Genomic DNA, 23585 nt, shown 5'->3' with positions numbered 1-23585 from the left:
CTAGGCCATGTCCGCCTTAGAACTTGTAGCGGCCACCGACGATGAACTCGCGGCCGGTGTAGTTGTTGACGACGACGTTGTTCATCGCGCGGGAGATGAACTGGTCGTTGGGCTGGTTGGTCAGGTTGGTCGCTTCAAACGTCAGCTGCAGCTGCTTGTTGAACTGATAGCCCATCGACAGGTCGACGTTGAAGGTCTTGTTCTTGCCTGCCACGTCCTGGTTGTTGCCGGCCGGGATGGTGGTCAGGAAGGCCGAGCGGGCCGAGGTCGACACGCGGCCGCTGAAGGTGCCGTCGTCGTAGTAGACGGACAGGTTCCAGGAGCGCGGCGACAGGTTGACCAGGTCTTCCGAGACGGTGGCCGCCCCGACCGAGGCGGAGAGCACATAGTCCATCTTGGACTTGACCTGCGTGTAGTTGGCCAGCACGCCGAAGTTCTTGCCCCAGCCCGGCAGGAAAGTGAAGGGCTGCTGCACGTTGATCTCGAAGCCGGTGAGCTTGCCGCCCGGGCTGTTGACCGGCGCGCTGACCAGGAAGAGTTCGTCGCCGGTGAAGTTGCTCGGCAGCAGCGACATCGGCAGGCCGGTGTCCTTGTACGCCACGTTGCGACCCACCGTCAGCACATAGCTCTTGATGTCCTTCTGGAACACACCCAGGCCGATGAAACCGTTCTTGGAGTGGTACCACTCGCCGCTGAGGTCGAAGGTCGTGGCGCGGAAGGGCTCCAGCGCCGGATTGCCGCCGGTGTAGCTCAGCGTGCCTGTCGTGCTCAGCGTGCCGCCCGGGTTCAGGTTCTGCAGCGGCGGGCGCGACATGACCTTGGCGGCCGCGGCGCGCAGGATCAGGTCCTTGGTCAAGTTGACCGCGATGTTGGCTGAGGGCAGCCAGTCCGTGTAATCGCGGGTGGCGGTGACGGGGCTGCCGCCGCCCGTGGCCAGGTAGCCGCTGGCGACGATGGCCGTCTTGACGTAGCGCGTGCCGAGATTGCCGCGCACGGCCATGCCGCCCAGGCGGGTCTCGAAATCGGCCATGAACCAGGTGCCGGTGTCGGTCTCCGAGATGGCCCGGTTGCCGCCACGGGCGCTGCCGTTGGTGATGGAGGTCAGCGTGTAGTCGCCCGGGCCGCCGGCGGGGCCGGTCTTCAGGCAGTTGCAGTAAATGTCATAGGCCTGGGCGATGGCGTCCAGGTTGGGGATGACCCAGGAGGTGATCGAGCCATTGGGCAGGTTCTGGCCCTTGCCAAAGCCCGTCAGCGTCGTCACGAGGCTGGCCGGGATCACGTTGGCCGGCAGCGTGTTCATCGTCTCGACGGTGCGGCGGATGTCGTAGCTGGTGAACTTGAACTGCTTGTAGCTGGCGCCGCCCTTGAGCGTCAGCACGTCGGGAATGACTTCCCAGGCCACGTCCGCGGTCAGCACGTCCTGGCGGTTGGTCACGCCGTTGGGGCGGATGCGGATTTCGCTGGGCGTGAAGTTGGCGATGCTGGTCGAGCCGACGGGCACGCCGTAGATCTTCAGGCCACCGTTGGCGTCGCTGGGGTTGAGGTTGCCGTAGCCGAGCAGCGGCGCGCGGTCGTCGCCGCGGGCGTCGAACACATAGCCGTTCACGTTGGGCGCATCCAACGTCGTCGTGGTCTGGATGGGGTTACGGAAGCGGGACGTGGCACGACCGCCGCGCAGAGTCAGCTTGAGGGTGTCGGTGATGTCCTGCTCGACGGTCAGCGAGGGCTGCGTGAACTCGGTGCTGAGCTTGTCGAAGCGCGACTCGGCGCGCACGTCGACGCCGTTGAACTTGCCGTAGAGCATCTGGCCGCTGGGCGCGTACTGCGCCTCGACGACGCTGGTCTGCTGCTTGCCGCCGGCCGACAGCGCGCGGCTGAAGGAGATGGCCTCCAGGAAGTCTTCCTGGCGGGTTGCCTCCAACTTGCTGTACAGCATGTCGAAGGTGATCAACATGCTTTCGGCCGGGCGCAGCTGGATGGCGCCGGTCATGCCCAGACGCTCCTGGTCGTGCGTGAGGCGGCCGTAGCGCGGCAGGCGCGGGTGGAAACTGGTCGCCTTGCTGGCCTCGTTGTAGGCGGCCAGGTTTTCCGGCGTGTTGGGCAGGCGGGCCACGCCCTGGGCGGCGGGGCCGCAGGTGGTGGCGGTGGAGCCGGTCGGCAGGTTGGCCGTCACGCCCTGGGGCGGGCACCAGCCGCTGAAGGCGTTGCCGCTGGACGGGCCGTTGTCCCAGCGCACGGTGCTGAAACCCTCTTCATAGACCTTGCGCTTGGAATAGGCGCCCGACAGCAGCACGCCGATCTTCTTGTCGGCAAAGGTGTTGGAAATCAGGAAGGAGGCCTTGGGCGTGGCCTTGCCGGACAGATCGTTGTAGGTGCCCTTGACGGACACGGCGGCCGCGAACTTGTTCAGGTCGAAGGGGCGAGCCGTCTGCAGGTCGATGGTGGCGCCAAGTGACCCTTCATCGACGTCGGCCGAACTGCTCTTGCGCACGGTCAGCGAGTTGAAGAGGTCGGCGGCGAAGACGTTGAAGTCGAAAGCGCGGGTGCGGTTGGCGCCGCCGGAGCTGTCGGTGCCGCCGGTGGTGGCCAGGGCCTCGATGCCGTTGATGCGGGTGCGGGCGAAGTCGCCGCCCAGGCCGCGCACGGTGATGTTGCGGCCTTCGCCGGCGTCACGGTCGATGACGACGCCCGGGATGCGCTGCAGCGATTCGGCCAGGTTGGTGTCCGGGAACTTGCCCATGTCCTCGGCCTTGATGACATCGACGATGCCCTTGTCCTGGCGCTTGGCGTTCAGCGCGCTCTCCAGCGAGGCGCGGATGCCGGTGACGGTGACCGTCTCCAGTTGCGCAGAGGCGGCCGGCGCGGTCTGGGCCCAGACGGGCGCGGCGATGAAAGTGACGGCCAGGGCCACCGGGCGCAAGGCCAGGCGCTGGGACGGACGACGGAAAGGGCGAACGGCGGGCATGTGGTGTCTCCTGGTGCAGGCCGCCTGGGCGCTGTGTCGCGCGGGCGGCTCTCGGGTTATGCAAGGCTTGGGGAACCCGGGCGCGCGCAGGGCACCCGTTGATTTCTAAGGCCGGCGACGCTGCAGTGCGAGCGCCGGTTCTTTCGTCGTGACTACAAGTCGTTGTCGCGGCGAGGGCAAAACTTGTCGATCAGCGCGGGCCCGTCATGGGTAAACAGGGGCTCATTGCTGGGGTCTTCGAGGTTCGTTGTGGACGATGATAGGTGGAAGATGCGAAAATCGGAACATCGGTTCACTAATTAGAAACCATGATTCCGCAACACTTGCGCGCTGCCTAAAGTCGTGGCATCGGAAAAAGTGGAACTGCGTTTCAACAAGCTGAACCACCTTGGCCACGACCCTCGCGCTGAACGGACGCAACAAAACATGGTGCTCAACAACTTCAACCTGGCCGGCAAGACGGCCATCGTCACCGGCTGCAATACCGGCCTGGGCCAGGGCATGGCGCTGGCGCTCGCCCAAGCCGGCGCCGACATCGTCGGCGTCAACGTCTCCGACCCGGATGAGACCAAGGCAGGCGTGGAAAAGCTCGGGCGCCGCTTCCTGGACATGCGTGCCAACCTGTCCGACGTGAGCGCCATTTCCGACCTGGTCGCCCAGGCCAGGACCTTCACGGGCGCGGTGCACATCCTGGTCAACAACGCCGGCATCATTCGCCGCGAAGACGCCATCAAGTTCTCGGAGGCCGACTGGGACGACGTGATGGACTTGAACCTGAAGTCGGTGTTCTTCCTGTCGCAGGCGGTGGCCAAGGTCTACCTGGCCCAGGGCAGCGGTGGCAAGATCATCAACATCGCCTCGATGCTGAGCTTCCAGGGCGGCGTGCGTGTGCCCTCGTACACGGCCAGCAAGAGTGGCGTCATGGGCATCACGCGGCTGATGGCCAACGAGTGGGCCTCGCACGGCATCAATGTGAACGCCATCGCGCCGGGCTACATGGCCACCAACAACACCGCCGCGCTGCGCGCCGACGAGCAGCGCAACAGCGCCATCCTCGACCGCATCCCGGCCGGCCGCTGGGGCAAGCCGGAGGATCTGGCCGGCCCGGTCGTGTTCCTGGCTTCGCAGGCTTCGGACTATGTCAACGGCTACACCATTGCCGTGGACGGCGGCTGGCTGGCGAGATAAAACGCCCCTCGCCCAGCCTCGCATCGCTGCACGCGAGCGAGTCTGGTCTGGGACCGCGCTGCGTCTAGCGCCGCAGCGCTTCGGCAGGCACAACAAGTCCACTGGACTTGCCGTGTCCGGCCTCAGCCCCCGAGGGGACGGCGATGCTTGCCGGCTCGACCGGCAAGCACATCGCCAGAGGGGCCGGCTCGGGAGCGGCCCAGCGCTCGGCCCAGAAAGGATCACGCCATGAAATCCACCGAACGCAAGTTTGAATTCCTCACCCGCGAGGACCCGGACACCGGTGCGCGCGTCACGCGGCTGACGCCGCCGGACGTGACCTGCCATCGCAACTACTTCTATCAGAAGTGCTTCACGAACGACGGCCGCCAGCTGATCTTCGGCGGCGAGTTCGGCCCCAACCCGAGTCCGAACTGGAACTACCACCTGCTGGATCTCGACACCCAGCGCTGCGTCCAGCTCACCGACGGCATGGGCGAGAACACCTTCGGCGGCTTCCTGAGCCCCGATGACAAGCACCTCTACTTCGTGCGTGACAAGCGCCAGTTCATCCGCCTGGAGCTCGCCACGTTGGAAGAGGAGGTCCTGTACGTCGTGCCCGACGCCTGGGTGGGCTATGGCACCTGGGTCAGCAACAGCGCCTGCACAAAGATCGTCGGCATCGAGATATCAGCTGACGACTGGTTCCCGTTGAACACCTGGCAGAAATTCAACGAGATGTTCCACAAGCGGCCGCTGTGCCGGCTGTTCAGCGTCGACCTGGCGACCGGTAAACGCACCGTCATCCTTGAGCAGCGCGGCTGGCTGGGCCACCCGCAATACCGCCCGTTCGATGACAACACCGTCGCCTACTGCCACGAAGGCCCGCACGACCTCATCGACGCGCGCATGTGGTTCATCGACGAGAACGGCACGAACCGCCGCTGCGGCAAGGAACATCTCGACGGCGAGAGCTGCACGCACGAGTTCTGGGTGCCGGACGGCAGCGCCATGATCTACGTCAGCTACAACGAGAAGTCGCCCGAGCGCTGGATCTACAGCCTCGACCCCGTCACTCTCGAGAACAAGCTGCTGACGGCCATGCCGCAGTGCTCGCACCTGATGAGCAACTACGACGGCACGCTGATCGTCGGCGACGGCGTGGGCAAGGTCAGCCATGACAGCACGGCCAGCAATGCGATGCTGGTGGGCGACCCGTATCTGCACCTGTTCGACCTGAAAGCCGGCACGACCCGCCCCATCGCGCGGCACGACAGCGGCTGGGACGTCTACAAGGACGACCGCCAGGTCACGCATCCGCACCCGAGCTTCACGCCGGACAACAAGCAGGTGCTGTTCAGCTGCGACAAGGAGCGCGCCAGCGGCGTCGAGCCGGCCCTCTACCTGGCCGACCTGTGAAGCTCGCGCTGGCCTTGGCCGCATCGCTTGCCGTAACGGCAGCTCAGGGGCAAGCACGCCCTCAGCTGCCGGCCGAGCAGGCCGCCGCGCACACCGCGGCGGCCTACCTCGGCGATTGGAAGCCGGGGCCGCTGGCCGACCTCACCGCGACGGCGCCTGACTTCGTCGTCAAGCCGGGTGAATCGGTGCAAGCCGCCATCGACAAGGTGCCCGCCGAGGGCGGCAAGCGCTGGGTCATCCACATCCAGCCCGGCACCTACCGCGGTCCCGTCTGCATCAAGGACAAGGCGCCGCTGGCCCTCGTCGGCTCGGCGCTTGAGGCCAGCGCCGTCGTACTCGTCGACAGCCGCTTCTCCGGTAAGCCCAAGGGCGAGAACGAGCCCGCCCACCCCTGCTGGCCTGAACTCGGCAAGGCCACCGTCGGCACCAGCGGCAGCACCAGCATGCTGGTGCAGAGCAACGACGTTCAGCTCATCTCGCTGACCATTGCCAACGACGCGATGGACGGCGTGCGCCGCGGCGAGGCCTACCCGCCGGGCGTGGGCGAAAGCGGCGGTGCGCAGGCCGTGGCGCTGACGCTGATGGGCGACCGCATCCAGCTCGAAGCCGTGCGCCTGCTGGGCCACCAGGACACGCTCTACGCCAAGCGCCGCACGCCTGACGCGCCAGCCCGCCAGCTGATCCGCCACAGCTTGATCGCCGGCGACGTGGACTTCATCTTCGGCAACGCCGTGCTCGTCATCGAACACAGCACCATCCTCAGCCGCGCCAACCGCCGCACGCCTGGGCACGGCGGCATCGTCCTGGCGCCCAGCACGGCGCCCGACGTGGCCCAGGGGTTTCTGATCACGCACAGCCGCTTGGTCGGCGAGCCCGGCATCGCGCCCGGCGCCACATCCATCGGCCGTGCCTGGGATGCGGGTGTCAAGGCTGGCACCTGGGTGGCCGGCACCAGCCCCAATGGCGCGGCCGTCGTGCGCGACAGCGAGATCGGCACCCACATCGGCCCTTGGTCGGCCAGCACCTCGCGCCGACCCTTCGACGCCGCCGGCAACCGTCTTTTCGAGTTCAAAAATCAATGAGCTTCCAACGTCGCCACCTGCTGGCTCTTGCCGGTCTCTCTGCCCTGGGCGGTTGCGCCACCGCGCCCCATGCACCCGTTGAAGCGCCTCTGGGTTGGGCGGGCACCGGCGGCACGACCGGCGGGGCCAGGGCCATTCCCGAGCATGTCTTCGACGTTCACGATCGCGCCGGCCTGGATGCCGCGCTTCGCCTGGGCGACAAGCCCAAGATCATCCGCATCCACAAGCTCATCGACCTCTGCCCCGGCGGCGTCGAAGCCTTCCGCGATCCCGAGTTCAACTTCGACGCCTTCGACCGCGCGTTCGACCCCGCCACCTGGGGCCGCGACGACCCCAGGGGGCCGCTGGAAGATGCCCGCAAGCGCTCCGAGAAGCGCCAGGCCGACGTCTCCATCGTGCGCCTGCCGTCCAACACGACGCTGCTGGGCGCCGCACCTGGCGCCGGCTTCCAGCACGGCATGGTGCTGCTGGACAAGGTCAGCAACATCATCATCCGCGACCTGCGCTTCTCCGACGCGTACGACCACTTCCCCGCCTGGGAGCCGCGCGACAACGTGCACGGCGAGTGGAACTCGGAGTACGACGCGCTGTCGCTGCGCGGCGCTGAGCGCGTGTGGGTGGACCACTGCCTGTTCGACGACGGCAACCACCCCGACAAGCTCGAGCCCATCCGCCTCGGCCAGCGTGTGCAGCATCACGACGGCTTGCTGGACATCACCAACGGCAGCGACCTCGTCACCGTGTCCTGGTGCCGCTTCCAGGCCCATGACAAGACCATGCTGATCGGCAACAGCGACGGCCGCATCACGGATGACGGCCTGCTGCGCGTCACACTGCATCACAACCACTTCCACGCCTGCAAGGAGCGCACGCCGCGGGTTCGCTTTGGCCGCGTGCATGTCGTCGCCAACCTCTTCAGCGCCGAGCGCGCCGAGGACTTTGGCTACTCCCTGGGCGTGGGCATCCGCTCGCGCCTGTACAGCGAGCACAACCGCTGGGAGTTGCCGCCCGAGATCAAGGCCGACCGATTGATCCGCCGCCTCAAGGGCAGCGCCTTCACCGACCGTGAAAGCCGGCTCAACGGCCAACCGGTGGACATCCTGGCCGCTTGGGCAGCCACGCACCCCGGCGAAACCTTGTCCGCCGACGTCGGCTGGCGCCCCGACGAGTCCTACGACGCGGCGGCCTTGCGCCCGGCCCGTCCCGATCAATTGGTTGAGCAAATCCGCGCAGGCGTCGGGCCGCGCCGCGCCTGAGTCAGAATCCGGCTACTGAAACACGCACCCGAAAGAATCGAAACGATGGACGACGACATTGCTGATTCCAAGCAGCCGGAGTCGGTTGCCGCGGTACTCAAGGTGTTCGCGATCCTGAACGCCCTGGGTGAGCGCAGTGACATCGGTATCACCGACCTGTCGGTGCGCCTGGCCATGCCCAAGGCCACGGTCTACCGTTTCCTGCAGACGATGAAGGGCCTGGGCTATGTGCGCCAGGAGGCCGACAGCGAGCGCTACGGCCTGGCCATGCGCATGTTCGAGATCGGCGCCAAGGCCCTGCCCTCGCCCGAACTCGTGGACCTGTCCAAGCACCACATGCAGATGCTGGCCGACGCCACTGGCGAGACCGTCCACCTGGGCAGCCTCATCGACAGCGAGATCATCTACATCCACAAGGTCGATTCGCGCCACATGCTGGGCATGTACTCGCGCATCGGCCGCCGCGCGCCGCTGCACTGCACGGCCATCGGCAAGGTGCTGATGGCCTGGGAACACCCCGAGCGCCGCGACCGCATCCTCGACGGTGCCGAGTTCAAGCGCTTTCGCGACAAGACCATCACGGAACGCCCGGCCTTCCTGGCCGAGCTGGAGCAGGTCAAGAAGCAGGGGTTCGGCGAAGACCGCGAAGAGTTCGACGATCACATCCGCTGCCTGGGCGTGCCCATCTTCGACCGCCTCGGCCAGCCCATCGCCGGCATGAGCGTGTCCTTCCCGACCTTCCGCTTCGATGTCGAAAAGGCGCCCGAGGTCGTCAGGATGCTGCAGACGGCCAGCAAGGACATCTCCGAAAAGCTGGGTTGCACCAGCTACCCGATCACGATCGCACCGTGAGTCGACCGCTCTAAAGCGTTGTCGCGCCTGGGACGCAGGGGCCTCCCCCGGGGTGCTTCAATGGCGGCTGTCGTGTGAACCAGCAGCCCCATGAGCCCCATCAACCGCCAGATCGTCCTCGCCTCCCGCCCCAAGGGCGAGGTCACGCCCGCCAACTTCCGCCTCGTCGAAGCGCCGCTCACCGCGCTGACCGAGGGCCAGGTGCGCGTGCGCAACCACTTCCTCAGCCTCGATCCCTACATGCGCGGGCGCATGAACGAGAGCAAGAGCTATGCGGCCTCGCAGCCGCTCGATGAAGTCATGATCGGCGGCACCGTCGGCGAAGTGGTCGAGTCGAAAAACGCCAATTTCGCCGTCGGCGACAAGGTCGTCGGCATGGGCGGTTGGCAGGAATTCCAGACCGTCGACGCCACCCAGCGCGGCGTGCTGAACAAGGTCGACACCGCCCACATCCCCCTGTCCGCCTACCTGGGCTCGGTCGGCATGCCCGGCGTGACGGCCTGGTATGGCCTGACGAAGATCATCAACGTGAAGGCCGGTGAAACCGTCGTCGTCAGCGCCGCCAGCGGTGCGGTCGGCAGTGTGGTCGGCCAGCTCGCCAAGGCGCGCGGCGCCCGCGCGGTGGGCCTCGCCGGCGGCGCCGACAAGTGCCGCTATGTCGTCGAGGAACTGGGCTTTGATGCCTGCATCGACTACAAGCAGCACCCCGACGTGCGCTCGCTGTCTGCCGCGCTGAAGGCCGAGTGCCCGAACGGCATCGACGGCTATTTCGAGAATGTTGGCGGCATGATCCTGGACGCCGTCCTGCTGCGCGCCAACGCCTTCAGCCGCATCGCGATGTGCGGCATGATTTCCGGCTACGACGGCCAGCCCATCCCGATGGCGGCGCCCCAGCTCATCCTCGTCAACCGCATGAAAGTCGAAGGCTTCATCGTGTCCGAGCACATGGAAGTCTGGCCCGAGGCGCTGAAGGAACTGGGCACGATGGTCGCCACGGGCAAGCTCAAGTTCCGCGAGTCGATTGCCGAAGGCATCGCCAGCGCGCCCGAGGCTTTCATCGGCCTGCTCAAGGGCAAGAACTTCGGCAAGCAGCTCGTCAAGTTGATCTGATGCGCTGGACCTGCCTGCGCTTTGACGAACTGAGCGTGCAGCAGCTCTACAGTGTGCTGGCCCTGCGCTCCGAGGTCTTTGTCGTCGAGCAGAACTGCGTGTTCCTTGACATCGACGGCCTCGACGCCAAGACCTGGCATCTGCTTGGTCACGGCGATGACGGCCAGCTCAAGGCCTATGCGCGGCTGATCCCACCGGGACTGAAGGCGCCCGACGCCCTCATCGGCCGCGTCGTCACATCGCCCGCGGCACGCAGTGGTGGCGTGGGCCGCGCGCTGATGGCCGAAGCCGTCGCGCAGTGCGAGCAGCTGTGGCCCGGCCAGTCGATCACGCTGCATGCGCAGGCGCACCTGGAGCGCTTCTACGCAAGCTTCGGCTTCTCGCCCGTTGGCGAGCAATACATGGAAGACGGCATCGCTCACCAAGAGATGCAGAAACGTAGCCCCCAATCGGCGCAAGCGCCTCAGCCCCCCGAGGGGGTTAAGAAGCCTCGGGGCGGCCCTTCGCCTTCTCAGGAGACCTGAACATGACCAAGAAAACCGCAGTCATCACCGGCGCCGGTTCCGGCTTCGGCCTGGAAACCGCCCGCCTCGCCGCCCGGCGCGGCATGAACCTCGTCCTCGTCGACGTGCAGGCCGATGCGCTGGACAAGGCCCAAGCTGAATTCAGCGAGTTCAAGGACGTCGAAGTGCTGGCCCGGGTCGTCGACGTGGCCAAGGCCGATCAGATGGAAGCACTGGCTGCGGCCGTGCAGGAACGCTTCGGCGCACCCCACTTCGTCTTCAACAACGCCGGCGTCGGCTCGGGCGGCCTGATCTGGGAGAACTCCCTGGCCGACTGGGAATGGGTCATGGGTGTCAACGTGATGGGCGTCGTGCATGGCGTGCGCCTGTTCACGCCCATGATGCTGGCTGCGGCCAAGGCCGACCCGGGCTACTCGGGCCACATCGTCAACACCGCCTCCATGGCTGGGATGCTGAACCCGCCGAACATGGGTGTCTACAACGTGTCCAAGCACGCCGTCGTGTCGCTGTCCGAGACGCTGTACCAGGACCTGTCCCTGGTGACCGACCAGGTCCATGCCTCGGTGCTCTGCCCCTTCTTCGTGCCCACCGGCATCAGCCAGAGCCACCGCAACCGCCCCGGCGAGTTCGCGGCGAGCAAGCCGACCAAGAGCCAGATGATTTCCCAGGCCCAGAGCGACAAGGCTGTGTCCTCGGGCAAGCTGACCGCGGCCGATGTGGCGGCCATGGTGTTCGACGCCATCGACCACAACAAGTTCTACATCTTCAGCCACCCGCAGGCCCTGGCCGGCGTACAGACGCGGCTGGAGGACGTCATGCTGCTGCGCAACCCGACCGATCCCTTCCTGGACCGGCCCGAGATCGGCGCCGGCCTGCGCGCCAAGCTGCGCGCCGATTGAGCCCGCTCAGCGGGGCCTGACCGTCGCGTCGGCCTCGCGGGCCCCCTTGCGCAGCGACTGCAGCTGCACTGAGCCCTGCCGGCCCCAGCCGGCAGGGCTCAGTGCATGGGGAACGAGAAGTTCAGGCCACCTGCGACCGGTTCAGCCCAGGGTTGACGGCAGGTCCCAAAGCATCTGTAAATGGGATACTTGCTTCACGGAACGACAGGCCACAAAAAATGAAACTGTCTTCCAGTTAAATGAGAGACAGCAAGTCATGAGCAAAACGATCTCGATGAGGCACACGCTGAGCTACGGCGGCGCCAACCTGCTGGGCAGCGGTGCCCTGGCCATTGCGGCCGCATGGCTGCTCTATTTCTACACGACCTTCTGCGGTCTGACGGTCGTCGAGGCGGCCACGATCTTCTCCCTGGCCAGCATCCTGGACGCCATCAGCAACCCCGTGATGGGGTATATCAGCGACAACTTCTACAACACGCGATTGGGCCGAAAGTTCGGGCGCCGGCGTTTTTTCATCTTGACGGGCATACCCCTGGTGCTGCTCTATCCACTGATGTGGATCGAGGGTTTCGGGTTCTGGTACTACCTGAGCATGTATGCCCTCTTCGAGCTGGTCTATACCTCCATCATGGTGCCGTATGAAACCCTGGCGACCGAGATGACCACGGATTTTTCGGCTCGCTCCAAACTCACCGGCGCCAAGGCCATGTTCGGCAAGGCGGCCAACTTCCTGGCCGCCTTCATCCCGGCCCAGCTCTTCCTGGTCTACAGCAAGGAATCGGCCACGCCCTTCCTGCTGACCGGCATCATCTACGCCCTTATCATGTGCGGCGCCATGACCGCCCTCTACCTCTCCTCTTGGGAGCGGCCCGTGCATGAAGTGGCGCAGGAGCGTGCCGGCAGCCTGGGCCAAGCACTCAAGAAACTCGGCATGGACATGCTGTCCACCTTCCATCTCAAGATCTTTCGCAAGCACCTCGGCATGTATCTGCTGGGGTTTGGGGCGGAATGGCTGTTTGCTTCGATATTTACTTACTTCATCGTCTTCTGCATGGGGCAGGACAAGTCGGTTGTCGGCTATCTGAACAGCTTCAGCTCGGTGATGCAGCTGATATCCACCATGCTATTCATCGGCCTGTGCATCAAATTCGGTTTCGCGCGCCCCTACCGTATTGCCCTGCTCATCGTTTGCGGCAGCGTGCTGGCCTATACCGCGCTGTTCTACCTGGGTTGGAGCAAGCAGACCACGGCCATCGCCCTCTTCGCCGTCACGGCCGTGTTCGGCCTGGGCACCGGCGGGGTCTACTACATCCCCTGGACGGTCTACACCTTCCTGGCCGATGTCGACGAGGTGCTGACCGGGCGGCGGCGTGAAGGCATCTATGCCGGCGCCATGACCTTCGCGGGCAAGATCACGCGCTCGGCTGTCGTCTTTGTCATGGGCTGGATCCTCGGCCAGTTCGGCTTCCTTTCCGGCCAGGCCACACAGCCGGAGAGCGCGATCAACGCCATCGTCGGCATCTTCACGCTGGGCGTCATCGGCCTGGCGCTGGGCGGCATCTACTACACCACCCAGATGAAGCTCGACCGCAAGAACCACGCCGTCCTGCTGGAAGAAATCGCCCGCATCAAGGCCGGTGGCCGCATCGCCGACGCCCCTGCGCAGGCCCGCGCCGTGGCCGAGGAACTGACCGGATGGAAGTACGAGCAGTGCTGGGGCAACAACGCCCTGGCGCCGGCCGGGGCGAAACCGCCGGTACGGGCCTGAGAGGCGGAAAGCACAGCCCAAACACAGCGCCGCGAGTACGGGTTCCTAGAATCCGGCATGCATCCCAAAGATCTCACGGCCGATATCGCCATCATCGGCGGCGGCCCTGCCGGGCTGATGGCGGCCGAAGTGCTGGCCGCCGCCGGCCTGGCGGTCACCGTCTTCGACGCCAAGCCCAGCGTGGGCCGCAAATTCCTGCTCGCCGGCAAGGGCGGGCTCAACCTGACCCATTCCGAGCCTTTCGAGCCCTTCGTCGGCCGCTTCGGTGAGCGCGCCGCGCAGATCGAGCCGCTGTTGCGCGCCTTTGACGGCGACGCGCTGCGCGATTGGGCCTCGGGACTGGGCGTCGAGACCTTCGTCGGCACCTCGGGCCGCGTGTTTCCGAAAGACCTGAAGGCTGCGCCGCTGCTGCGCGCCTGGCTGCACCGCCTGCGCGCGGCCGGCGTGAAGTTCGCGATGCGGCACCGCTGGACGGGCTGGGCTGACGATGGCGCGCTGCGCTTGGACACGCCCGACGGTGAACGCCTGGTGACACCACGCGCCACGCTGCTCGCGCTGGGTGGCGCCTCCTGGCCCCAACTCGGCTCGGACGGCGCCTGGGTCGAGCGGCTCGCTGCGCGGGGCGTGGACATCGCGCCGCTGCATCCCGCCAATTGCGGCTTCGACGTGGGGCCCACCGCGGCCCACGCCGACGGCCCCGGCTGGAGCGAACGCTTTGCCACCGAGTTCGCCGGCCAACCGATCAAGCCGGTCGCACTCGAGACCGAAGGCTTCGCGAATCGCGCCGGCGAGTTCGTCTTCACGGCCACAGGCATCGAGGGCTCGTTGGTGTATGCAGCGAGCAGCAGCTTGCGCGAGCAGATCGCGCGTGACGGTGTCGCCACGCTGCACCTGGACCTGCTGCCCCAGCTGGCGCCCGAGCGCGTGCTCGCCGAGGTCAGGCACCCGCGCGGCAGCCGGTCCCTGTCCTCGCACCTGAAGAGCCGCCTGCACCTGAACCCACTCAAGCTCGGCCTGCTGCACGAGTTGCTGACGCGCGAGCAAATGCTGGACGCCACTACGCTGGCTGCCGCGCTGAAGCATCTGCCGCTGACGCTGCACGCGCCCCGCCCCGTGGCCGAAGCCATCAGCACGGCCGGCGGCGTGCGCTTTGAGGCGCTGACCGGTGGCCTGATGCTGACCGCCCTGCCCGGCGTTTTCGTCGCCGGCGAGATGCTGGATTGGGAGGCGCCCACCGGCGGCTATCTGCTGACGGCCAGCATGGCAAGCGGGCGCGCGGCAGCCGCCGGGCTTGCGGCTTGGCTGACGTCCTGACAGTCACAGCTGGTTGCAATCCGACCGGCAGGCATCCCTAGCCCTTGGGTGCCACGGGGACGGAGTGAGCCGAAGCGACTCCTAGACTCCGCCGTCCCTGCTAACGCCACATCTCATGACGTCCCTGCGCCTCGCCAACCTGGCCCTGAGCCTGACTGCCGCGTTCGCCCACCTCCCGGCATCGGCCGACGCGACCTTGCCGCCCATTTCCCTGGGCATGCCCAATGCGTCCAACCTGTACGGGCTGGAACTGAACCAGTGGTTTGTCGCCACCAACGAGGCCACGGCCGGCACGATCATCGACGGCACGCTCAGCCAGGACGGCGCCTGGTTGAACTTTCCGTCCGCTGCCCAGCTGAGCCGCAGCGCGACTGACTCGCAAGCCGTCAATGACAAGCTGGCCTCGGCCTTCGCCCGCGTCGGACCGACCAGCCTCGGTGCGTCGGCCTCCGCGCTGGCGCCGTTGAATCCGACCGCCATCAGCAGCGTTGCAGTCGGCCATTCCTTCGTGGGCTACTGGGCCATGCTGGACCAGGACACGACCGTTCAGTTTGACCTGAAGCTCGATGGTCACCTGGCGACGACGGGTGACCGCGCCCTGGGCGCCGACCGCTCGGGCGCTGCCGTCACCGCCTTCGTCGTCGGCTCGCAAGCCAACTTCACGGCCGAAAGCCAGTACGCCTTGTTCAAGGCCGCGGGGCTCGATGCCTTCGAAGTCGGGGGCGATCCCCTGCTGCAGCAACTCATTGCCGCCCACCCCAGCACGCAGACCCATCTCGACGTGTTCGGTGTGCAAAGCGACACCATGAGCCGCTCGCTGGACGTCGACACCACCCTCCACGTGAGCGCCAATGGCACGCGGATCGACTGCCAGACTCCCATCTCGCCCGCCTGCGGCCGCTACTTCTACATGGTGGGCGCCTTCCTGTTCACGGGTGCGCAGAACGGCGGCGCCGCCGATTTCTCGCACACGCTCGACGTCACGAGCATCCGCATCGGCAACGACGCGCCACAGCCCTTCAACGCAGTCTCAGCCGTGCCCGAGCCGGCATCGGCTGCGATGCTTGTGGCCGGCCTCATCGGCCTGGGTCTTGCCACGCGCCGCCGCCTGCGCTGCTGACACTCAGGGCCCGCCGGTCCGCGGCAGCGGGCGGCGCCCTGCGCGACGGAAAACCTGGAGAAGTCGCGCGACGGGTTTCAGGTATCCCGTTGCAGGAAACCCGTGTGGGAAAATCGCAGGCTTTTCGCCCGATTTCCAGAGCCCGTTTTGGACAACAAGCTGATCGTTTCCCAGATTGCCGCCGAGCTGAAGGTGAGGCCCGCCCAGGTGCAGGCCGCCGTCGAGCTGCTGGACGGCGGGGCCACCGTGCCCTTCATCGCCCGCTACCGCAAGGAGGCCACCGACGGCCTCGACGACATCCAGCTGCGTGAGCTCGACGCGCGCCTGGCGTACTTGCGTGAACTGGCCGAGCGCCGCGAGGCCGTGCTCAAGTCCATCGCCGAGCAGGGCAAGCTGACGCCGGAGCTCGAAGCCGCCATCCGCATGGCACCGACCAAGCAGGAGCTGGAAGACCTCTACCTGCCTTACAAGGTCAAGCGTCGCACCAAGGGCCTGATCGCCCGTGAGGCGGGGCTGGAGCCGTTGGCGGACAAGCTCTTCGCAGACCCATCACTGACGCCGCTCGATGAAGCCGCGAGCTTCATCAACGCCGAGGCCGGTTTTGCCGATGCCCACGCGGTGCTGGATGGCGTGCGCGATCTGCTTGCCGAGCGCTGGGCCGAGGATGCCGTGCTGGTGGGCAAGCTGCGCGAGTGGCTGTGGGACGTCGGGCTCTTCCAGTCCAGGCTGATGGACGGCAAGAGCCCGGACACACCGGACAACGCCAAGTTCCGCGACTACTTCGACTACGCCGAAACCATCAAGACGGTGCCGTCGCACCGCGCGCTCGCCGTCTTTCGCGGGCGCACGCTAGAACTGTTGGATGCCAAGCTGGTGCTGGACGAAGAAGTCGTCGCCGGCCAGCCCACCCTCGCTGAAGGCCGCATCGCGAGCCACCTCGGCTGGCGCCATGCCAACCGCCCCGGTGACACGCTGATCCGCAAGACCGTGGGCTGGACCTGGAAGGTCAAGCTGTCGCTGAGCCTGGAGCGCGACCTGTTCGCCCGACTGCGCGAGGCGGCGGAAGCGACCGCCATCAAGGTCTTCGCCGAGAACCTGCGCGACCTGCTGCTGGCCGCACCCGCCGGCAAGCGCGTCGTCATGGGGCTGGACCCGGGCATCCGCACCGGCGTGAAGGTGGCGGTCGTCTCCGACACCGGCCGCGTGCTGGACACCTCCACCGTCTACCCGCATGAGCCCCGCCGCGACTGGGATGGCAGCCTGCACACGCTGGCCAAGCTTTGCGCCACGCACGGCGTCAACCTGATCGCCATCGGCAATGGCACGGCCAGCCGCGAGACCGACAAGCTGGCCGGCGAGCTGATCAAGAAGCTACAGGCGCTGGACGCCTCGGTGCAGATCGAGCGCGTCGTCGTCAGCGAGGCGGGCGCTTCGGTCTACTCGGCGTCGGAGTTCGCTTCCAAGGAGCTGCCCGACCTGGACGTGAGCCTGCGCGGCGCCGTATCCATCGCGCGCCGCCTGCAGGACCCGCTGGCCGAACTGGTCAAGATCGACCCCAAGAGCATCGGCGTCGGTCAGTACCAGCACGACGTGAACCAGAGCGAGATGGCGCGCACGCTGGATGCCGTCGTCGAGGACTGCGTGAACAAGGTCGGTGTGGACCTGAACACCGCCTCGCAGGCCCTGCTGGCCCGCGTGTCGGGCCTGTCGGCGTCGGTCGCCAGCAGCATCGTGCGCTGGCGCGACGCGAATGGCGCCTTCAAAAGCCGCCAGCAATTGCTGGACGTCAGCGGCCTCGGCCCCAAGACCTTCGAGCAGGCGGCAGGCTTTTTGCGCATCCGTGGCGGCGACAACCCATTGGACTTCAGCGGCGTCCACCCCGAGACCTATCCGCTGGTCGAGAAGGCGCTCAGCATCCTGAAGCGCCCGGCCGCTGACGTCGTCGGCCGCAGCGAGGTGCTGCGTACGCTCAAGCCCGAACTGCTGGCCGACGAGAAGTTCGGCCTCATCACCGTCAAGGACGTGCTGGCCGAGCTGGAAAAGCCCGGCCGCGACCCGCGCCCAGACTTCAAGGTGGCGCGCTTCAATGACGGCGTCGAAGACGTTAAGGATCTGCAGCCCGGCATGCTGCTCGAAGGTACGGTCAGCAACGTCGCGCAGTTCGGCGCCTTCGTCGACCTGGGCGTGCACCAGGACGGCCTGATCCATGTCAGCCAGCTGTCCAACAAGTTCGTCAGCGACGCGCGCGAGGTGGTCAAGACCGGCGACATCGTCAAGGTCAAGGTGCTGGAAGTGGACCTGGCGCGCCAACGCATTTCCCTGACGATGAAGCTGGACGCCCAGGCACCGCGAGGCCCGAAGCCGGACAACAACTTCCGCCCCGCGGCGCGCAACGAACGTGGCCCGCGCCAGTCTCAGGACTCCCAGGCCCCTGCCGGCGGTGCGATGGCCGCGGCCTTTGCCAAGCTCAAGCGCTGACCTTCGTCATTGCCACAGCGAGCTGCCATGATCGCGGCCCGCACCGCGGGGCGTCGATTGGTGCCCCTGAACCCGCAACTGGTCGCAGCACCGCCGCGCCATGACAGCGCTGCCGCTATGGTGCGCGCCGCGCGCTGAATCGCATCTCTCGGAGTCCGTCTTGAAAACCCCCGCCCTCGCCTTGCTGCTTCTGCTCAGCCCAGCCCTGGTCCTGGCCCAGCAGGAGGTCGACCGCGCCTCGAACAACTCACCCACGCCCAGCAACAACCAGCTCGAGCGCGTCTCGGTGACGCGCCAGCAGACCGACACCGACCTGCGCCGCCGCGAGCCCGTGGCCAAGCAGCTCTATGGCCGCGACGAGCTGGACAAATACGGCGACACCCAGCTCAGCGATGTGCTCAAGCGCCTGCCGGGCATCAACGTCTCCGGCGGCCAGCTGCGCATGCGCGGCCTGGGCGGCGCCTACACGCAGATCCTCGTCAACGGCGAGCCGGCGCCCCCGGGCTTCAGCCTGGACAACCTGAACCCCGCCCAGGTCGAGCGGCTGGAGGTCAGCAAGGCCCCGACGGCCGACCAGAGCGCCCAGGCCATTGCCGGCACGCTCAACATCATCCTGAAGGACGCCCCGCGCGTCGTGCAGAAGGACCTGCGGCTGGGAATGGCCTATGCGTCGGAAAAGCCCGTCATCAACGCCGGCTTCACCTATGGCGACCGCGTCATCGGCGGCCTGGGTTTCGTGCTGCCGATCAATGTCCAACAGTGGAATTTCGTCAACGAGAACGAGGGCGACCGCGTGCGTGACCGCGGCCTCACCGGCCTGCGCAACAGCGGGCGCGACCGCTCGTTCGGCCAGGGCTTCAACATGGCGCCGCGCCTGAACTGGAAGCTCGGCGACGACGAGACGCTGAGCGTGCAGGGCTTCTTCATCCAGAACCGCTTCCGCAGCGAAGGCGCCAACACCACCGAGGTGCTGTTCGCAGACCCGGCCACGCCGAGCAAGAGCGTGCTGCCGCCCAGCCTGCTCGACACCACCCGCAACCGTGGCACCTTCTCGGCCCAGCGGGTCAATCTGCAATACAACAACCGCTTCGGCGAGGATCGCCGCATCGAGTTGCGCGCCGGTGCGGGCAGTGGCGGCGCGGACTTCAACTCCGGCTTCTTCGGCCGCAACAAGGACGGCACGCCGGCGATCGACCGCCTCACTACCGGCGAAAACCGCAATCGCAACACGACGCTGTCGGGCAAATACAGCCAGTACGCTGGCGATGCCCACACCGTGACCACCGGCGCCGAACTGGAACGTCGCACGCGTGACGAAAGCCGTCGCACCCAGCAGTTCGACTACCGCAAGGCCAACCCCAAATGGGAGGACCTGCTGACCGGCGTCGAAGGCCAGCCCTTCGACGCGACGATCACGCGCTCGGCCCTGTATGTGCAGGACGAGTGGGAGATCAACCCGCAATGGTCGGCCTATGCCGGCGTTCGCCACGAGCAGATCAAGATGGCCAGCGAAGGCGCAAGCAGCCAGTTCGCCAGCACCAGCAAGGTCACCACGCCATTGCTGCACCTGAACTTCAAGCCCGACCCCAAGGGCCGCGACCTGGTGCGCGCCAGCCTCACGCGCAGCTACAAGGCTGCCGACGTCCAGCAGCTCATCGCCCGGCCGACCGTCAACACCGATTACGAGGTGCGCGGTCCCAATGCCCACATCAACACCGAGCTTGGTCCCGACCGCATCGGCAACCCGCAGCTCAAGCCTGAACTGGCCACGGGGCTGGACGTGGCCTACGAGAAGTACCTTCCGGCCGGGGGGCTGATCTCCGTTGGCGTTTTCCATCGCCGCATCACCAACCTGATCCGCACCGACCGCCCGCGGTTGATGACCGTCGACTATGCCGACACGCAGCGCTACGTCATCACCCAGATCAATCTCAGCAAGGCCACGACCCAGGGCTTGGAGCTGGAGGTCAAGGGCCGTGCCGGCGAACTCTTCCCCAGCCTCTTCGAGCCCAGCACCAACCTCAATCTGCGTGCGTCGCTGAACCTGTACCGGTCCACGGTCGCCGACATCCCCGGCCCCGACAACCGTCTGGAAGGCCAGCAGCCATGGCAATTCAACTTCGGTGCGGACTATCGGTTCAAGACTCTGCCCATCAACATGGGATTCAGCGCACAGATCGCACCGGAGTTCGACGTACGCCAGAGCGTGCTGCAGAGCCAGACTTCGCTGGCCTCGCGCTCGCTGGACGCCTTCGCGGCGATGCAGGTCAGCAAGCAGGACAGCGTGCGCGTCAGCGTCAACGGCCTGTTCCAGCCCCAGCAGGGCACGCGGGTCGTCATCATCGGCACGCCCGACTACAACCTGAACCGTCGCGATCCGGTGCCATGGTGGGCAGTGAACTGGGAACACAAGTTCTGATCCGGGCTATCTTCAGCGCATGAGCTCGGGCGCCCTGCAGGTCTTTGCCGGCCCGGCCGCGAAAGCGCGGCTGGCCGAGCGCGGGCTGCGCGCCGAGGATATTGGCTTGATTCCCGCTGCCGCCGGCGGTCCCAAGGGGCTGATCCTCAACGGGTTGGACCGTTTCGTCTTCGGTGAATGGCTGCCGCAAAGCCAGCATCCGGTGCATCTCGTCGGCGCCAGCATCGGTGCCTGGCGCATGGCCACGGCTGCGCTGGCGCACCGCGACGTGCCGGATGCGTTCAACACCATGGCCGAGGCCTATGTGACACAGGAGTACGACGTGTTGCCCGGCGAGAAGCGCCCGCGGCCCGAGGGTGTCAGCAAGCGCTTCGGCGAGATCCTGGGCGATATCTTCGAGGGCCGCGAGGCCGAAGTGCTGGCCCACCCGCGGCTGCGCCTGCACGTGGTCACGTCGCGAGGCCGCGCTGGCTTGCTGGCGCGAGAAGGCAAGCTGCGCACGCCTCTGGGCTACCTCGGCGCGTTCGCGGCGAACGCCATGTCACGCCCGCTGCTGGGCCGCTTCCTGGAGCGCGTCGTCTTCTCCGACCCGCGCGACCGCCTGCCGCTGAAGCTCAACGACTTCACGAGCCGCGAGGTGCATCTGTCGCGCGCCAACCTGCGCGGCGCGCTGCTGGCAAGCTGCTCCATCCCCTTCTGGCTGCAGGCCCAGCACGACCTGCCCGGCGCCCCGCGCGGCGCCTACTGGGACGGCGGCATCACCGACTACCACCTGCACCTGGACTACCGCGCACTGCAGTCGTCCACCGCGCCGCTGGTGCTTTACCCGCATTTCCAGCGCCAGGTGGTGCCCGGCTGGCTGGACAAGGCGTTGAAACACCGCCACCGCTCGACGGACTTCCTCGACAACGTCGTGCTGCTGTGCCCGTCGCCCGATTTCATCGCCAGGCTGCCCGGCGCCAAGCTGCCCGACCGCAATGACTTCATGGCGCTGGACGCCGCCGAGCGCCGCCGCCGCTGGCGCGTCGCCGTGACGGAAAGCCAGCGCCTGGCCGATGAATTCGCTGCGTTGGCCCAGCGCGACTCCATTTCCGCCCTACCGCTTTAGAATCTCGCCTTCCTCCCCTCACAAGAGCGAGAAAGGCACCCTGGTTATGACACCGCGAACTACGTTCCCGTTTACCGGTAGTTAGTCGGCCGCGGCTCGTCACGTCTTCTCGCCTTCGGGCACAAACAAAGCGCGGCAAGTGGCCGCGCTTTTTTGTTTGTCGCCTCTTCGGAGCACCCATGATTTCGATTCAACTCCCCGACGGCTCGCGCCGTGAATACCCCGCCGCGCTGTCGGTCGGCGACGTCGCCGCCAGCATCGGTGCCGGCCTGGCCAAGGCCGCCCTCGGCGGCAAGGTCGACGGCAAGGTCGTCGACCTCAGCCACGTCATCGACCACGACGTGCAGCTCGCCATCGTCACCGAGAAGGATGCCGATGGCCTGGAGCTGATCCGCCACTCGACGGCCCACCTGCTGGCCTACGCGGTCAAGTCGCTCTACCCCGACGCCCAGGTCACCATCGGCCCGGTCATCGAGAACGGCTTCTATTACGACTTTGCCTACAAGCGCCCGTTCACGCCCGACGATCTGGCCGCCATCGAGGCCAAGATGACCGAGCTGGCCAAGAAGGACGAGAAGGTCTCGCGCCGCGTGCTGCCGCGCGACGAGGCGGTGGCGCACTTCAAGGCCATGGGCGAGGCCTACAAGGCTGAGATCATCGAAAGCATCCCGGCCGACCAGGATGTGTCGCTGTATGCCGAAGGTGCCTTCGAAGACCTGTGCCGCGGCCCCCACGTGCCCAGCACGGGCAAGCTCAAGCACTTCAAGCTGATGAAGGTGGCCGGCGCCTACTGGCGTGGCGATCATCGCAACGAGATGCTGCAACGCATCTACGGCACGGCCTGGGCGACCAAGGACGACCTCCAGAAGTACCTGGTGATGCTGGAGGAAGCCGAGAAGCGCGACCACCGCCGCCTCGGCAGGGAGCTGGACCTCTTCCACATCGACGAGCACGCCCCCGGCGTCGTCTTCTGGCATCCCAAGGGCTGGACGGTCTGGCTGGAGGTGGAGCAGTACATGCGCCGCGTCTACCGCGACAACGGCTACCAGGAGGTCAAGGGCCCGCAGCTGCTCGACAAGACGCTGTGGGAGGCCACGGGCCACTGGGACAAGTACCGCGAAAACATGTTCACGACGGAGTCGGAGAAGCGCGATTACGCGCTCAAGCCGATGAACTGCCCGGGCCACATCCTGATCTTCAAGCACGGCGTCAAGAGCTACCGCGACCTGCCGCTGCGCTTCGGCGAGTTCGGCCAGTGCCATCGCAACGAGCCCACCGGCGGCCTGCACGGCATCATGCGCGTGCGCGGCTTCACGCAGGACGATGGCCACATCTTCTGCACGGAAGACCAGATCCTGGCCGAGTGCGTGGCCTACACGGCCCTGCTGCAGAAGGTCTACACGGACTTCGGCTTCACGGACATCATCTACAAAGTCGCGACGCGCCCTGACGCCCGCATCGGCTCCGACGAGGTCTGGGACAAGGCCGAGCACGCGCTGATGGAATCGCTGCGTGCCTCGGGCGTGGACTTCATCATCTCCCCCGGAGACGGCGCCTTCTACGGCCCCAAGATCGAGTACACGCTCAAGGACGCCCTCGGCCGCCAATGGCAGTGCGGCACGATGCAGGTCGATTTCTCGATGCCGGGGCGCCTGGGCGCCGAGTTCGTCGACGAGGACGGCCAGCACAAGACACCCGTCATGCTGCACCGCGCAATCGTCGGCAGCCTGGAGCGTTTCATCGGCATCCTGATCGAGCAGCATGCCGGCGCGCTGCCCGTCTGGCTGGCGCCAACGCAGGTGGTGGTGGCCAATATCACCGACGCGCAGGCCGATTACGTGTCTGAAATTGTGAAATCGCTGCAAAAACAAGGGCTTAGGGCCTCAGCAGATTTGCGCAACGAGAAGATCACCTATAAAATCCGCCAGCATTCCATGCAAAAGCTGCCGTACATCCTCGTCGTAGGCGACAAGGAAAAGGCGAATGGCAGCGTTGCGGTACGCGCCCGTGGCAACCAGGACCTCGGCGTGATGCCCCTGCAGGACTTCCTCTCTCGGATCTCCGCAGACATCACCACCAAGGTCTGAAGCCTTTCGGGCGCGAT

At 66.4% G+C, this 23585-nt stretch carries 16 protein-coding genes; 15 read left to right on the top strand and 1 reads right to left on the bottom strand.

Going from position 1 to position 23585, the window contains the following annotated elements; all coding sequences use genetic code 11:
- Window positions 1-16: 16 nt before the first annotated feature.
- Window positions 17-2965: a TonB-dependent receptor gene (locus tag AC1DW0_RS00335; RefSeq protein ID WP_477944371.1), complete on the bottom strand. Its 2949-nt coding sequence runs from the start codon at window positions 2963-2965 to the stop codon at window positions 17-19.
- A 426-nt stretch (window positions 2966-3391) separates the two neighbouring features.
- Here AC1DW0_RS00335 and kduD point away from each other — a divergent pair, with 426 nt between their 5' ends.
- From kduD to thrS, 15 genes are all read left to right on the top strand, one after another.
- On the top strand, window positions 3392-4153 hold the full coding sequence (gene kduD / locus AC1DW0_RS00330) for a 2-dehydro-3-deoxy-D-gluconate 5-dehydrogenase KduD (protein ID WP_057300515.1): 762 nt from the start codon (window positions 3392-3394) through the stop codon (window positions 4151-4153).
- A 228-nt stretch (window positions 4154-4381) separates the two neighbouring features.
- A complete protein-coding gene (locus tag AC1DW0_RS00325; RefSeq protein ID WP_457446606.1) occupies window positions 4382-5551 on the top strand; it encodes an oligogalacturonate lyase family protein in 1170 nt (389 codons plus the stop codon).
- Entirely contained in the window at window positions 5548-6633 is a 1086-nt protein-coding gene (locus AC1DW0_RS00320; protein ID WP_477944369.1) for a pectinesterase family protein, read from the top strand. The genes AC1DW0_RS00325 and AC1DW0_RS00320 overlap by 4 nt, the downstream gene beginning before the upstream one ends.
- Window positions 6630-7889 carry a pectate lyase family protein gene (locus AC1DW0_RS00315; RefSeq protein WP_477944367.1) on the top strand — a complete coding sequence of 420 codons (1260 nt, stop codon included), beginning with the start codon at window positions 6630-6632 and terminating at the stop codon, window positions 7887-7889. The genes AC1DW0_RS00320 and AC1DW0_RS00315 overlap by 4 nt, the downstream gene beginning before the upstream one ends.
- Window positions 7890-7934: 45 nt before the next feature.
- Window positions 7935-8741 (top strand): DNA-binding transcriptional regulator KdgR, encoded by an 807-nt coding sequence (gene kdgR / locus AC1DW0_RS00310; protein WP_457321418.1) that lies wholly within the window; start codon window positions 7935-7937, stop codon window positions 8739-8741.
- Window positions 8742-8831: 90 nt separating this feature from the next.
- On the top strand, window positions 8832-9851 hold the full coding sequence (locus AC1DW0_RS00305) for an NADP-dependent oxidoreductase (RefSeq protein ID WP_457446612.1): 1020 nt from the start codon (window positions 8832-8834) through the stop codon (window positions 9849-9851).
- Window positions 9851-10375, top strand: coding sequence for a GNAT family N-acetyltransferase (locus AC1DW0_RS00300; RefSeq protein WP_477944365.1), 525 nt, complete (start codon window positions 9851-9853; stop codon window positions 10373-10375). The genes AC1DW0_RS00305 and AC1DW0_RS00300 overlap by 1 nt, the downstream gene beginning before the upstream one ends.
- A 2-nt stretch (window positions 10376-10377) precedes the next feature.
- Window positions 10378-11274: an SDR family oxidoreductase gene (locus AC1DW0_RS00295; RefSeq protein ID WP_477944363.1), complete on the top strand. Its 897-nt coding sequence runs from the start codon at window positions 10378-10380 to the stop codon at window positions 11272-11274.
- Between the two features lie 256 nt (window positions 11275-11530).
- The gene (locus AC1DW0_RS00290) at window positions 11531-13042 is read left to right on the top strand and encodes an MFS transporter (protein ID WP_477944361.1); all 1512 of its coding nucleotides are present in this window, start codon (window positions 11531-11533) and stop codon (window positions 13040-13042) included.
- A 57-nt stretch (window positions 13043-13099) separates the two neighbouring features.
- Complete coding sequence (locus AC1DW0_RS00285; protein WP_477944359.1) at window positions 13100-14356, top strand: TIGR03862 family flavoprotein; 1257 nt, start codon at window positions 13100-13102, stop codon at window positions 14354-14356.
- Window positions 14357-14471: 115 nt separating this feature from the next.
- Window positions 14472-15476, top strand: a complete 1005-nt coding sequence (locus tag AC1DW0_RS00280; protein ID WP_477944357.1) for a PEP-CTERM sorting domain-containing protein — start codon at window positions 14472-14474, stop codon at window positions 15474-15476.
- Window positions 15477-15623: 147 nt separating this feature from the next.
- On the top strand, window positions 15624-17954 hold the full coding sequence (locus AC1DW0_RS00275; protein WP_477944355.1) for a Tex family protein: 2331 nt from the start codon (window positions 15624-15626) through the stop codon (window positions 17952-17954).
- A 160-nt stretch (window positions 17955-18114) separates the two neighbouring features.
- Window positions 18115-20373: a TonB-dependent receptor plug domain-containing protein gene (locus AC1DW0_RS00270; protein ID WP_457354690.1), complete on the top strand. Its 2259-nt coding sequence runs from the start codon at window positions 18115-18117 to the stop codon at window positions 20371-20373.
- Between the two features lie 19 nt (window positions 20374-20392).
- A complete protein-coding gene (locus AC1DW0_RS00265; RefSeq protein ID WP_457354692.1) occupies window positions 20393-21481 on the top strand; it encodes a patatin-like phospholipase family protein in 1089 nt (362 codons plus the stop codon).
- A gap of 179 nt (window positions 21482-21660) precedes the next feature.
- Entirely contained in the window at window positions 21661-23568 is a 1908-nt protein-coding gene (gene thrS, locus AC1DW0_RS00260) for a threonine--tRNA ligase (RefSeq protein ID WP_477944354.1), read from the top strand.
- The last annotated feature ends 17 nt before the right edge of the window (window positions 23569-23585 follow it).

This window comes from Roseateles sp. P4_D2, from assembly GCF_056401875.1.
This window is presented reverse-complemented; position numbering and strand designations above follow the sequence as displayed.